This window comes from uncultured Xanthomarina sp. (genome assembly GCF_963971605.1).
GTDB classification, from domain to species: Bacteria; Bacteroidota; Bacteroidia; order Flavobacteriales; family Flavobacteriaceae; genus Xanthomarina; species Xanthomarina gelatinilytica.
Genome location: NZ_CAXATZ010000006.1, coordinates 20,277 through 32,965 on the forward strand (window position 1 = coordinate 20,277; position 12,689 = coordinate 32,965).

General features: G+C 34.8%; 14 protein-coding genes. 6 read left to right on the plus strand and 8 right to left on the minus strand.

Features of this window, described 5'->3' with window-relative positions:
- Window positions 1-60: 60 nt before the first annotated feature.
- From AACY93_RS03785 to lspA, 3 genes are all read left to right on the plus strand, one after another.
- On the plus strand, window positions 61-1,617 hold the full coding sequence (locus AACY93_RS03785; protein WP_286854745.1) for an FAD-dependent protein: 1,557 nt from the start codon (window positions 61-63) through the stop codon (window positions 1,615-1,617).
- A gap of 408 nt (window positions 1,618-2,025) precedes the next feature.
- Window positions 2,026-2,919, plus strand: a complete 894-nt coding sequence (fabD, locus tag AACY93_RS03790) for an ACP S-malonyltransferase (RefSeq protein ID WP_286854744.1) — start codon at window positions 2,026-2,028, stop codon at window positions 2,917-2,919.
- Complete coding sequence (gene lspA, locus AACY93_RS03795; protein ID WP_286854743.1) at window positions 2,919-3,416, plus strand: signal peptidase II; 498 nt, start codon at window positions 2,919-2,921, stop codon at window positions 3,414-3,416. The genes fabD and lspA overlap by 1 nt, the downstream gene beginning before the upstream one ends.
- A gap of 32 nt (window positions 3,417-3,448) precedes the next feature.
- Here the strand turns inward: lspA and AACY93_RS03800 are convergent, their stop codons facing one another.
- The 3 genes from AACY93_RS03800 to AACY93_RS03810 form a co-directional block, all read right to left on the minus strand.
- Window positions 3,449-3,640: a hypothetical protein gene (locus tag AACY93_RS03800; protein WP_040491455.1), complete on the minus strand. Its 192-nt coding sequence runs from the start codon at window positions 3,638-3,640 to the stop codon at window positions 3,449-3,451.
- Window positions 3,641-3,807: 167 nt separating this feature from the next.
- Window positions 3,808-4,833 (minus strand): UDP-glucose 4-epimerase GalE, encoded by a 1,026-nt coding sequence (galE, locus tag AACY93_RS03805; RefSeq protein WP_286854742.1) that lies wholly within the window; start codon window positions 4,831-4,833, stop codon window positions 3,808-3,810.
- Window positions 4,826-5,959 (minus strand): DegT/DnrJ/EryC1/StrS family aminotransferase, encoded by a 1,134-nt coding sequence (locus AACY93_RS03810; protein WP_286854741.1) that lies wholly within the window; start codon window positions 5,957-5,959, stop codon window positions 4,826-4,828. The genes galE and AACY93_RS03810 overlap by 8 nt, the downstream gene beginning before the upstream one ends.
- An 82-nt stretch (window positions 5,960-6,041) precedes the next feature.
- On the opposite strand from AACY93_RS03810, the gene AACY93_RS03815 reads away from it, so the two are divergent.
- The 3 genes from AACY93_RS03815 to AACY93_RS03825 all read left to right on the plus strand — a co-directional run bounded on the left by AACY93_RS03815 (window position 6,042) and on the right by AACY93_RS03825 (window position 8,809).
- Window positions 6,042-7,280 (plus strand): glycosyltransferase N-terminal domain-containing protein, encoded by a 1,239-nt coding sequence (locus AACY93_RS03815; protein ID WP_286854740.1) that lies wholly within the window; start codon window positions 6,042-6,044, stop codon window positions 7,278-7,280.
- A 118-nt stretch (window positions 7,281-7,398) separates the two neighbouring features.
- Window positions 7,399-7,749 (plus strand): hypothetical protein, encoded by a 351-nt coding sequence (locus tag AACY93_RS03820; RefSeq protein ID WP_286854739.1) that lies wholly within the window; start codon window positions 7,399-7,401, stop codon window positions 7,747-7,749.
- A gap of 226 nt (window positions 7,750-7,975) precedes the next feature.
- Window positions 7,976-8,809 carry a universal stress protein gene (locus AACY93_RS03825; protein WP_286854738.1) on the plus strand — a complete coding sequence of 278 codons (834 nt, stop codon included), beginning with the start codon at window positions 7,976-7,978 and terminating at the stop codon, window positions 8,807-8,809.
- Window positions 8,810-8,812: 3 nt separating this feature from the next.
- On the opposite strand, the gene AACY93_RS03830 is transcribed toward AACY93_RS03825, so the two are convergent.
- From AACY93_RS03830 to AACY93_RS03850, 5 genes are all read right to left on the minus strand, one after another.
- Entirely contained in the window at window positions 8,813-9,250 is a 438-nt protein-coding gene (locus AACY93_RS03830) for a hypothetical protein (RefSeq protein WP_286854737.1), read from the minus strand.
- Window positions 9,251-9,418: 168 nt separating this feature from the next.
- Window positions 9,419-9,868, minus strand: a complete 450-nt coding sequence (locus tag AACY93_RS03835) for an Hsp20/alpha crystallin family protein (protein WP_286854736.1) — start codon at window positions 9,866-9,868, stop codon at window positions 9,419-9,421.
- A gap of 115 nt (window positions 9,869-9,983) precedes the next feature.
- Window positions 9,984-10,403 (minus strand): hypothetical protein, encoded by a 420-nt coding sequence (locus AACY93_RS03840; protein ID WP_286854735.1) that lies wholly within the window; start codon window positions 10,401-10,403, stop codon window positions 9,984-9,986.
- A gap of 39 nt (window positions 10,404-10,442) precedes the next feature.
- On the minus strand, window positions 10,443-11,816 hold the full coding sequence (locus AACY93_RS03845) for an MBL fold metallo-hydrolase (RefSeq protein ID WP_286854733.1): 1,374 nt from the start codon (window positions 11,814-11,816) through the stop codon (window positions 10,443-10,445).
- A 3-nt stretch (window positions 11,817-11,819) separates the two neighbouring features.
- A complete protein-coding gene (locus AACY93_RS03850) occupies window positions 11,820-12,656 on the minus strand; it encodes an ATP cone domain-containing protein (RefSeq protein ID WP_286854732.1) in 837 nt (278 codons plus the stop codon).
- Window positions 12,657-12,689 lie beyond the last annotated feature (33 nt).

The window sequence follows — 12,689 nt, forward strand, 5'->3', positions numbered from 1 at the left end:
ACTTTGAAACTTAACCAAAACAACTTACACACATCTTTTATTTTTACCTAATTTTACCACATGATAAAAGAGCTTCAGCTACGCGTTAATTTAAAAGAAGAAGAAACACCAAACATTCTTTTAATAAAATCTGCCGAAAACTTAGGGATGTCCAGAGACAAAATCTCAGGTATTAAAGTGCTTCGTAAATCTATTGATGCCAGAAAACCTAAAATTATTTTAAACTATAAAGTAGCTGTTTATATTGACGAACCTGTTCCAAATACTTCAGAATACACTTTCGATTATAAAGATGTTTCCAAAGCCAAACCCATCCACATTGTTGGTTTTGGTCCTGCTGGAATGTATGCTGCTTTACGTTGTATAGAACTAGGGTTTAAACCTATTGTCTTGGAACGTGGTAAAAACGTACAAGACAGACGAAGGGATTTAAGAGCCATAAACCAAGACCATTCTGTAAACGAAGACTCCAATTATTGCTTTGGCGAAGGTGGTGCTGGCACTTATAGCGATGGCAAGTTATACACACGCAGTCTAAAACGTGGCGATGTAAAACGCATTTTTGAAAACTTGGTATTTCATGGAGCCACAGACCAAATTTTGGTAGATGCGCATCCACATATTGGTACCAATAAACTTCCAAAAGTGGTACAAAATATTAGGGAAACCATCATTAAATATGGAGGTGAAGTGCATTTTGAAACCCGTGTTATCGATTTTAAAATCAAAAACAACAAAATACACGCCATTCAATTATGGAATAATGCTGAATTACCAGCAACAAGAGTTATTCTAGCAACAGGACATTCGGCAAGAGATATTTTTTATCTGTTGCATAATAAAAAAATAGCCATAGAAGCAAAATCCTTTGCCATGGGAGTTCGTGTGGAACATCCACAACACATTATCGATTCCATTCAATATCATTGCTCAGGAAAAAGAAATGAATTACTTCCAGCAGCATCATACAGCCTGGTGCAACAAGTAAATAACAGAGGTGTATATTCGTTTTGTATGTGCCCTGGAGGATTTATTGTACCTGCTGCAACTGCCAATGGTGAAGTGGTTGTAAACGGGATGTCTCCTTCAAGACGCAACAACCAATTCGCAAATTCTGGTATCGTGGTGGAATTAAATGCAGCAAAGGATTTTCCTAAATATGAACATTTTGGAGTCTTGAAAGCTTTGCAATATCAAAAAGACCTTGAGCGATTGGCTTTTACAGCTGGAGGCAGAACACAAACTGCTCCAGCTCAAAGATTAACAGATTTTGTAGAGGGTAGGTTATCTGTAGATTTAAATCCTACATCTTATCAACCTGGTTTAAAATCGGCTCCTTTACATGCTCTTTTACCAAAACTTATTGGGAGCAACTTGCGTCAAGGTTTTAAAGCCTTTGGCGAAAAAATGAAAGGATATTACACAGCTGAAGCAAATGTAGTTGGTGTTGAAAGTAGGACTTCATCCCCTGTGAGTATTCCAAGAAACGAGAACCTAGAACACCCACAGATAAAAGGCTTGTTTCCTTGTGGTGAAGGTGGAGGCTATGCTGGAGGCATTGTGTCTGCTGCCATGGATGGGGAACGTTGTGCAGAAGCAGCTGCTGTAGGATTGTAAAAATTAGAACATAGTTCGCTTCGCTTTTGGAATTAAAAATAAAGACTTTTTTAGCTGGTTTAACTTTGAGACTTTTCAATTAAAAAATTTCACCTCAAATATCTGATCTAGATTGATACTTCCTATAATTATGAGAAATAAAACACGAATCTTATAGTTGATTTTTTTATTACATAAAGTTTCGGAGGGGATACATCTAATTTCATATAAAAACAGTTCCTATTTTCCGAAGTTGTGAAACAATTAAATTAGGATATCATTAGTTGTCAACACTAGCCAAAGATTGACCTTTGAAAAAACGGAAAGATCCCAACAAACATCCATATCCATTTTAAGTATGCATTAAATGCTACCAACCGAAAACTAATTTAAAATTTCCTATTTTTGCAACATTAAAACTAAAAATACATGAACGCATACATATTTCCTGGTCAAGGAGCACAATTTTCTGGAATGGGCTTGGACCTATACGAAGGCTCTTCTTTAGCACAAGACTTATTTGAACAAGCCAACCATATTTTGGGCTTTTCAATCACAGATATTATGTTTCAAGGATCTGCCGAAGATTTAAAAGAAACCAAGGTTACGCAACCTGCCATTTTTTTACATTCTGTTATTTTGGCTAAAATTCTAGGTGAAGGTTTTAAACCCGATATGGTAGCTGGACACTCACTTGGGGAATTTTCGGCGTTGGTTGCCAATGGAACCCTAACCTTTGAAGACGGTTTGAAATTAGTTTCCAAACGTGCCATGGCCATGCAAAAAGCTTGCGAATTAAAACCTAGTACCATGGCAGCAGTATTAGGTTTAGATGATGATATTGTTGAAAAAGTTTGTGCCACAACCGAAGGTATTGTAGTGGCTGCAAATTATAATTGTCCAGGGCAATTGGTAATTTCAGGAGAAGTTATGGCCATTAACAAAGCTTGTGAAAGTTTAAAGGCAGAAGGAGCCAGACGTGCTTTGGTGCTACCTGTTGGAGGTGCATTCCATTCACCTTTAATGGAACCTGCTCGGGAAGAGTTGGCAGATGCCATAGAAAACACGTTTTTCAACAAACCGCTTTGTCCAATTTACCAAAATGTAACTGCTTCGGCTGTATTGGACGCTGTAGCCATAAAAAGCAATTTAATTTCCCAATTGACAGCTCCTGTAAAATGGACACAGTCTGTACAGCAAATGATTGCAGATGGTGCCACCTTGTTTACTGAAGTTGGCCCTGGAAATGTATTGCAAGGTCTGGTAAAGAAAATAAATAGAGATGCACAAACAGCTTCGGCTACCTTTACAAAAGAAGCTTAATGAAACTATCCCGAAACACCTTTATCATACTTCTTATTGTTATCAACATTGCTTTAGACCAAATAACTAAAATTTTGGTAAGACTGTATGTAACACCTGGAAGTGAAACACCAATTATTGGCGATCTCTTTACCTTACACAATGTAGAAAACACAGGTGCTTTTTTAGGTATGGGAAGTGATTTAAACCCAACATTAAAACTTATTTTTCTCTTAATATTGCCTATTCTTGTTTTAGGTTATGTAACCATTCATATTATTAAAAACAAAACTTTGGACCGATTGTCCCTAATAGGGTTTTGCTGTATTGTTGGTGGAGGTATTGCCAATGTTTACGACAGAATTGTCTATGGGTCTGTTACCGATTTTTTCCACATCGATTTAGGAGGTGTTTTTAGAACCGGTATCTTTAATTTGGCAGACATGTCTGTTATGTTGGGGCTTGGTCTCTTGCTATATGCTGGTTTCAAAAATAAGAAAGAAACAGAAAATGCATAAAAAAAGCCTCTTAATAGAGGCTTTTTTGTTTGTTATCTTGCCAGATTACATGCTTCGCAATCTTTAACTTCACCATAATAGGTTTCGCGATATTTGTGAATGGTTTTAATTGGGATGCTTAAAAAAGCTTTTTTAACATACGTTACTTTTGTTAGCAGTTCTCCCATTTTAGGTGTGTACCTTTTTTCTTCTTTTGTTTGTCTTTTAATTGTAATCAGTTTCATGTTTTCCTTTATCATTTAAGTTACAAAGGAACGAATTTGATTACAGAATTCCAAAAAACAAATACTAAATCATTGTTAATCAATATATTATTTTGAATACTTTAACAGATAGCGCATATCGTTGACATATTGACAAGATATCATGTCTATAGGTGAAGATTCTTGAATTAGGATGGTTTAGAGATTTTTTGTTCCCATTTCCATGCCGAACGCATGGCATCGTCCAAGGTTAACTTGGCTTTCCAGCCTAATTCCAGATTGGCTTTTTTAGTATCTGCAAAAACCGAAACCACGTCTCCTGCCCTTCTTTCAGCAATTCTATAATTTAATTTTTTACCAGAAACACGTTCAAAGGAATGGATGACTTCCAATACGGAACTTCCTGTTCCAGTACCTAAATTAAACACCTCAAAATTGTTTTTATGGTTTTTATCCAATAATCTGGATAATGCAATTACATGAGCTTGGGCCAAATCAACCACATGAATGTAATCGCGAATACAGGTGCCATCTGGAGTTGGATAATCGTCTCCAAAGACTGCCAATTGGTTTCTTTTTCCTATAGCCGTTTGGGTAATAAATGGCACTAAATTTTGTGGCACACCTAAAGGGAGTTCGCCAATTAGTGCAGATTCATGAGCTCCAATAGGATTGAAATATCTTAAAGAAATGGCATTGAAATTAGTTGAAACTTTACAAACATCTTGAATAATCTCCTCACCAATTTGTTTGGTGTTTCCGTAAGGGGAAATTGCGGGCTTTATTAATGCGTCTTCGTTAATGGGCAATTGATCCGGTTCTCCATAAACCGTGCAGGAAGAACTAAAAATAAAATTTTGCGACTCTAAAGGTGCATATTCTTGAAGTAAATAAATAAGCGAATTAATGTTATTTTCATAATACATTAAAGGTTCTTGCACACTTTCACCTACAGCTTTACTAGCTGCAAAGTGTATTATACCTTGAATGTTTTTATGTTTGTTAAAGAAGCTTTGTACCAGGCTTTTGTCTTTTAAATCAATATTCTCAAAATCAGGCTTGATACCTGTAATGGCTTTAATACCCTCCAATACAGCTAATGATGAGTTTGATAAATTATCAATAATCACCACCTCGAACCCTTTTTTTTGAAGTTCAACAACTGTATGGGAGCCTATAAAACCTAGACCTCCTGTAACTAAAATTTTAGCCATTTATAAATTCAATAATTTTTTCTGAAATGAATGCTATTTGCTCATCATCCAATTCTGTGTGCATAGGTAATGAAATAACGTCTTTTACCAATTGGTTGGTAACCTCAAAATCGGCTTCATTATAACGGTCATCTTTGTATGCTTTTTGTTTGTGAAGTGGAATGGGATAATAAACTCCACAAGGAATATTGTTTTCATTTAAAAAAGCAACAAGTCCATCCCTATCAACATCTTTCAATTTAAGTGTATATTGATGAAACACATGATTGTCTGATGAACCATATTCATATGGTGTTGTTATTTTATCTATATGTTTGAAGGCTTCATTGTATTTTTTAGCTACTTCCCTTCTAGCGTTATTGTAGCTATCCAACTTTTTCAATTTAATATCCAAAACAGCAGCTTGTATAGAATCCAATCTGGAGTTTACGCCAACCACATCATGATGGTAACGTTCGTACATACCATGGTTAACAATGCCACGAATGGTGTGTGCCAAGGCATCATCATTAGTAAAAATGGCTCCTCCATCTCCATAACATCCTAAGTTTTTAGAAGGAAAAAAAGAAGTGGAAGCAACATGGCCTATGGTTCCTGCTTTAGCTTTTTTACCGTTGCTAAATGTATAAGTGGCTCCAATGGCTTGTGCATTGTCTTCAATAACGTATAAATTGTGCTCTTTAGCAATATCCATAATGGCCTCCATATTGGCACATTGCCCAAATAAATGTACAGGAACAATAGCCTTTGTTTTTGGGGTTATGGCTTTTTTAATGGCATCCACATCAATATTGAAATCGTCTGGGTTGACATCTACCAAAACTGGTGTTAATTGGAGCAAAGCTATAACTTCTACGGTTGCTGCAAAGGTGAAATCGGCTGTTATAACCTCATCACCAGGTTTCAATCCCAAGCCCATCATGGCAATCTGCAAGGCATCTGTACCATTGGCACAAGGAATAACATGCTTGACCCCTAAATAATTTTCAAGATTTTTTTGAAACTCATGAACCTTAGGTCCATTAATAAAAGATGTGTTTTCCAGAATTTCCTGAATGGCAGGATTAACAGCATCTTTGATACCTATATACTGACCTTTAAGGTCAACCATTTGAATTTTTTTCATACTGTACGAAATTACAAAATTAGTAAACGTTAACCAATGAAATTTTGCCAAAGAAGTGTATTTTAGCATTAAAGATTTAAAATTGCAACTTATTTATAATTTTGGTATTTATGTTACGCAACTGGTGTTGAAAGGTATTTCAATTTTTAACCACAAAATAAAACTTGGAATAGCAGGTAGAGCACATACATTCAAGATCTTAGAAAACAAGATTTCCCAAACAGACAAGACCCTTTGGTTTCATTGTGCCTCATTAGGCGAATACGAACAAGGACTTCCTGTCTTTAGGGAATTACGCAAAGACTATCCCAAACATAAAATAGTTTTAAGTTTCTTTTCCCCTTCTGGTTACGAAATAAGAAAAAACACCAACATTGCCAATGTGGTGATCTATCTTCCTTTTGACACCAAATCCAATGCAAAAAGATTTCTGGATTTGGTACATCCGGAGTTGACCATTTTTGTGAAATATGATATATGGCCAAATTTTTTAACCGAATTAAAGAAAAGAAAACTAAGAGCCATTTTAATTTCTGCTTTATTTAGAGACAATCAAATCTATTTTAAGCCTTATGGTGAATTTATGAAAAAGGCTTTATTTGCTTTTCAGCATATCTTTACACAAGATGAGACTTCAAAAAAACTCTTGCAACGCATAGGTTATAACGATGTTTCTGTTTCTGGAGACACCAGGTTTGATAGGGTTTACAACCAGCTTGAACAGCATAATTCCTTGGATTTTATTACGCATTTTAAAGGGGATAACCTTTGTGTTGTTGCTGGAAGCACGTGGCCTGAGGACGAGGTTTTTTTAATAGATTACATCAATTCATTGGAAAATAGCGCTAAAGTGAAATTTATTATCGCTCCACACAATATTAAAAAAGCTCAAATCCTTAAATTAAAACAAGCTTTTAACAAAAAAACGATTCTCTACTCTGAAAAAAACAACCACACAATTGCTACCTATCAAGTTCTTATTTTAGACACCATTGGATTACTTTCCAAGGTTTACAGCTATGCCAATATAGCTTATGTTGGTGGTGCAGCAGGAAAAACCGGCTTGCACAACACCCTGGAACCAGCTGTTTTTGGTATTCCTATTATTATTGGAGAGCACTACAACCATTTTCCAGAGGCCATAGAGATGCTAAAAAATCAAGGGATGTTCTCCGTAAAAAACACCAAAGAGCTACATCAAATATTGGACAACCTTATAAAAAACAGCACATTACGAAAAACTTCTGGAGAAAAAAACCTAAGCTACATAAAAAATAATCGAGGTGCTGTCATCCAAATCATGTCTTTTTTACGTACATAAAGAGATTAATTTACGGACTTGTAACTATTATGTTAAAAAATGTTAACAAAACTTGTAAAAGTTACACAATTAGTTATTAAATTCGTGGCATTAATTTTTAACACTAAAACTTTAACTAATGAAAAAATTATTATTAAGTACTGTATTGTTATTATGCCTAAGTTTAACTTTCACTTCTTGTAGAGATACAAAAAATGAAAATGCTCAAGACGCTGTAGAAAATGCTGCTGAAGACGCAATGGATGCTGCTGAAGAAGCTGCAGAAGATGCTGAAGAAGCTGCAGAAGATGCAATGGATGCAACTGAAGAAGCAATGGACGAAGCTGGTGAAGCTATCGACAATGCTGCTGATGCTGCTGGCGAAGCAATTGACGACGCTGCTGCTGCTACAGAAAAAGCTGCCAATGATGCTGCCGATGCAACTAAAAAAGCTGTAAACGACGCTGCTAATGCAGTTAAAGGAAACTAATAACAGTTTACTTCAAGAAAATTATAAGACCCTCAAATACTTGAGGGTCTTTTTTTTTGCCTAAATTGACCAAAATCATAGCTGTTGCACTATTTTTTTGATAATTTTAGGTTCCCTTTTTATTGAAGTTGTAGTTGGAACTTAAAATCAATTAAGTTTTTAAGGAAGCCTTTTCTAATAAAGATTGGAATTTCAGAAAGCTAAAAACAAGTTATACCAAAAACACATGAAACACATTTTATTACTAACAGATTTTTCTGAAAGTGCAAAAAATGCCACTAATTATGCCTTGCAATTGTTTCAAGACCAAGCAAGTTGTTTTTACATGTTACATATTCCTCAAAAATCGGTTTATACCACAAGCGATTTAATGGCAGCTGGCACCAGTAGCATTTACAATTCTTTGGTAAAAAAAGCCAAAACCAAACTAGACAAATATGTTAAAACCCTTGAATCCAACTCCAGCAATAAAAAGATAAGCTTTGAAACCATTGTGGATTATGATGTGTTAACAGATTCTGTAAACCAAATAATAAGCTCTAAAAAAATAGATTTAATTGTTATGGGAACCAATGGTGTCACTGGAGCCAAAGAAGTGGTTTTTGGCAGCAATACCATTAATGTAATTAGAAAAGTAGATTGTGCAACTTTAGTGATCCCAAGAGGATTTCAATATAAAAAACCCCATATATTGTTTCTTCCATTAGATCAAACAGATTCTTTAAACAGCAAGGCTTTTTTAAAGCTTTTGTCCTATGTTAAAACATTTAAAACCTCATTGGATGTGGTACGAGTGATTCCGCAAGATGAAGGAACTCCTGAAGCAAAAGACCAGGAACATCTTAAAACCAACCTGAAGGATACAACATTTGATTACCAATTGGTTAAAAACAAAAACATTCATGAAGTTGTGGCTCAATATTTAAACAAAAACAAAGCAGACCTTATGGCATTGCTTGTACAAAAGGAAACTGCATTTGAACGTTTTTTAACTGCTTCGGATACCAAAAAAATAAGCGATGACTTAAAAGTGCCTTTATTTATTTTTCACAGTCATTGAAAACTAATCCAATAAACGCTGTTGCTTTTCTTCTTTCATGATGGTCTTGATATGCTCAAAAAAACTTGTTTTAAACGTATGGTAAGTCTGTTTAAATTCTGATAGTTTAAGGGCTAGTTCTTTGTGTTCTTTTTTATATGCTGTTTCTTCTTCTAACTGGTTAATGCCATCCATTAATATTTGCAATGAATTTCTGTGTGCTTTAACAACCTCTATCAACTGGTTTGTGTCTTCTTGAAACTTATTTAACCTTTCAACCAATTGCTTGCTGTCCTCAAAATAATTGGAATTTATCAATTGTAATGTGTAAGATTTGATTAGGTCGTCAAAAAAAAGTTGTTCATCTTTTACAAAATTCAACTCGGAATACCAATTCAAAGTAGCTTGGTGCATTTCTGAAGCACTTAGCCATTCTAGATATTTTGTTTCAAATGTAAACATGCTGTTTGTATTTAAAAAAGCTGCCTGATTGGTTAATATAACTTTTAAGGCTTGATCAATATATTCAATTACTAACTAACCAACCATATGGAATTTGACCAAAGCCTGTCTATACCAGACAAATTATACTTATTGTTTCAGGCAGCCTACTATTAACTTAGGGGAATGCTATTTAACTTCTATTCGTTTTCTATTGGATGGCTTTTCTGCTTCTTTTTTAGATAACTGAAGTTTTAATATGCCATCTTTATAAGTTGCTTGAGCCTCTTTTTCTGTATTGATACTGGCAGGCAATTTCAAAGAACGTTTAAAGGTGTTGTAACTAAATTCTTTTCGGGAATAGTTGTCATCTTCCTGTTCTTTTTCATTGCTTTTCTCTCCACTTACATGAAGGATGTCGTTGTCAATTGAAACTTCAAAATCTTCTTTGGAAAAACCAGGTGCAGCAAATTCTATTTGAAAATCCGTTGGGTTCTCTTTTACGTTCATAGCTGGCATTAGGCTATCTTCAGAAAAAAAGTCGTCGTTAAAAAAATCATCAGATCCTAAAAAGGATTTTAAGTCTGTATTACTCCAAGGGAATAACCTGTTTCGGTTGTTAAATTTAATAAGTGACATGATATTAAGTTTTAAGTTAAACTTTTTATTTGTTACTAATTTAACCAGCAAAAACCTTTTTTAAAATGATAATTATCAGTTGGTTATGTTAAAAATTCTTAAAATTGCAAACCTGTTATGCTGTTTTAATCACGCTTTTAAAATACTGAAACAGTTCCTGCTTAAATTTTGAAGTTTGATTGCTAAACTGATGGATATACTGCTCCAATTCATTATGGGCATTTATAAAATAATTGTCGCATGCAAGCTCATCGCATTCTATTTTATTTGCAATTTGATTGGCGTGAAAATTGGCATCAATTATTAACTTCCCAGATTTGTGAATGCGTTTGTCCAATTCTTTTTTAAAGTGTTCCAACCTTTCAAAAAGATCCATGGTATTTGGGTTAAAAATTTGAGCCTGAGTTAAAAATTGCAAAAACTGAAGATCTTCTTTTACAACTTGAAGGCTTTCTATGTGATTGAGCATGGTATATTGTAGCTCTTCAATAGATTTTTCCCTATTAAAACCCTTATAATCTTGCAGTGTATTCATGGTTTAAAATATTACAAAGTATTGTTTAAGTATAAACATTTAAAGCACCAAAGTGTCTACACTTTTTAATTTTGGTATGGTAGCATTCCAGTTGTAAGTGTCTTTAATCTTAACCCTAAACGCATCCAATGCTGTTGGTTCCCCATGAATTAAATATACTTTTTCTGGAATGTTTTTTATTTCGCTCATCCAATTTAATAAATCTTTTTGATCTGCATGAGCCGACAAACTCTCAATGTGCTTTACCGAAGCTTTAACTGGATAATATTTCCCAAAGAACTTAATTTCTTGCGCGCCTTCCAAAAGTTGTCTCCCCCTTGTTCCTTCTGCTTGGTATCCTACCAGTAAAACAGTAGTGGAGCTTACATCTATTAATTGTTGCAGGTAGGTTAAAACCCTTCCTCCGGTTACCATACCACTTCCTGCAATAACTATTTTGGAGCGTTTATCGTCTATGGTTTCCCAAGTTTCTTTATAAGATTCCACAATGTTTACATGATGACACATGGCTCTATATTCTTCGTCTGAAAGTTTGTGCCAGTTTGGAAATTGTTTAAAAACCTCCAACACGTTATTTCCCATGGGACTATCTATAAATATTGGAATGTTGGGAATTCGGTTTTTTTGATACAGTTTCCATAAAATATACATTAGGGTTTGCAACCTTTCCACTGCAAAACTAGGGATAATTAAATTTCCTTTTGCGTGTATGGTGTTTATTATCAGCTCTGTAAGCAAACCTTCCACATCTTCTTCTGGATGACATTTATTCCCGTAGGTACTTTCAATAAATAAATAATCTGCCCACTCTGGTCTTTTAGGATTGTCCAATAAGTAATCGTTGGTTCTGCCAATATCTCCAGAAAACACAAACCGCTTCTCAAATATGTCCAACTCTATAAAGGTAGCACCAATAATATGGCCATTGTATTGAAATCTGTAAGATATGTTTTCAGTAAGTTTTATCCATTTATTTTCTTTCTCAGCTTGAAACTTTCGTATGGTTTTTTCTGCTTCGTCAGTAGTGTAAAAAGGCAATGCTGGCTCATGTTTGGTATACTGTTCCTTGTTGGCTTTTTCAGCTTCTTCCTCATGAATTTTGGCACTATCCCTTAAAATTATTTCAGCAATGGCAAGGGTTGGCGCTGTTCCCACAATCTTGCCCTGAAAACCTTGTTTTACAAGTCTTGGCAAATAGCCAACATGGTCCAAATGGCCATGGGTTAACAAAACCACATCTATTTCCTCTACATCCACAGAGAGGTCGTCCCAATTTAATTCCCTTAATTCTTTAAGGCCTTGAAACATGCCACAATCCACTAACATATTTTTTTGGGTGGTTTCTATTAAAAACTTAGATCCAGTTACCACGCCAGAAGCTCCCAAAAAATGTATTTTTACTAATTGTTCCATAATTTAACTGTTACAAAGTTGTTTAATCTCATTTAGTATTCTTTCTTTTCTGGTTTCTGAAACTCCCAAATGATCCAAATAAAAAGCGTCTCCTATTAAATCCCTACACAAGACCACGTCTCTGCTTAACAAAAATTGTTTTTCCCTATTGGTCAATAAAGTTGAAACCGTTATTGGATATAGGCCCAATCTATCAATTTTATCTTTTAGGCCATCTTCTTTTGGGTGGTCCCAGCTCAATAATTTTAAACCCACACAATTTCCATATTGTAAGGCATCTTGGGTAAAACGTGTATTGGTAACCACATAACCTGCAACTAATTGGGTTTTATGTGGTTTAGAATCCCAATGCTGTTTTACATCTTTAAATCTGGCAGCAATGTATAGTGGTACTTTTACGTTACAGTTTCGTCCTTCTTCACTATGGAATTTACATTCCACTATGGTTGTTTCCCCATTTTTATTTGCCACTACATCTATTTCATGTGAAACACATGTTCCTTGCAAGATTTTACCAACATCGGTTTTATAACCGGAATAAGTAAATATGGCAGCTATGAAATTCTCGAAAGGGAAGCCTGTTGGACCAAGTTCGTATATGGCTTTTTTCAATTTGTATTTGGATGCAAAGTAGCTTTTTTTCTTTTTAAGCAAGGCAAAAGCCCTATTGTAAATTTCTTTGGTTGAAATACCTTGGTACAGCTCGTCCCTAACCTTATCCAATATTTGGTTAATAAGGTCTGCATCTGCTCCAGATCGTTTTAAGGAAGCCCTGAGTTTTTCTAGGGAAAATTTCACTTTTTCACCTGAGGATTTCGTGATTTCTATGTTAGGGTTCATGGCTGCATCTTAAATTTATGGTATTATTAAAAC

Bases quoted from the DNA above. Each gene is read 5' to 3' on its own strand.
- AACY93_RS03785 (WP_286854745.1), top strand. From the start codon at position 61: ATGATAAAAGAGCTTCAGCTACGCGTTAATTTAAAAGAAGAAGAAACA.
- fabD (WP_286854744.1), top strand. From the start codon at position 2,026: ATGAACGCATACATATTTCCTGGTCAAGGAGCACAATTTTCTGGAATG.
- lspA (WP_286854743.1), top strand. From the start codon at position 2,919: ATGAAACTATCCCGAAACACCTTTATCATACTTCTTATTGTTATCAAC.
- AACY93_RS03800 (WP_040491455.1), bottom strand. From the start codon at position 3,640: ATGAAACTGATTACAATTAAAAGACAAACAAAAGAAGAAAAAAGGTAC.
- galE (WP_286854742.1), bottom strand. From the start codon at position 4,833: ATGGCTAAAATTTTAGTTACAGGAGGTCTAGGTTTTATAGGCTCCCAT.
- AACY93_RS03810 (WP_286854741.1), bottom strand. From the start codon at position 5,959: ATGAAAAAAATTCAAATGGTTGACCTTAAAGGTCAGTATATAGGTATC.
- AACY93_RS03820 (WP_286854739.1), top strand. From the start codon at position 7,399: ATGAAAAAATTATTATTAAGTACTGTATTGTTATTATGCCTAAGTTTA.
- AACY93_RS03825 (WP_286854738.1), top strand. From the start codon at position 7,976: ATGAAACACATTTTATTACTAACAGATTTTTCTGAAAGTGCAAAAAAT.
- AACY93_RS03830 (WP_286854737.1), bottom strand. From the start codon at position 9,250: ATGTTTACATTTGAAACAAAATATCTAGAATGGCTAAGTGCTTCAGAA.
- AACY93_RS03835 (WP_286854736.1), bottom strand. From the start codon at position 9,868: ATGTCACTTATTAAATTTAACAACCGAAACAGGTTATTCCCTTGGAGT.
- AACY93_RS03840 (WP_286854735.1), bottom strand. From the start codon at position 10,403: ATGAATACACTGCAAGATTATAAGGGTTTTAATAGGGAAAAATCTATT.
- AACY93_RS03845 (WP_286854733.1), bottom strand. From the start codon at position 11,816: ATGGAACAATTAGTAAAAATACATTTTTTGGGAGCTTCTGGCGTGGTA.
- AACY93_RS03850 (WP_286854732.1), bottom strand. From the start codon at position 12,656: ATGAACCCTAACATAGAAATCACGAAATCCTCAGGTGAAAAAGTGAAA.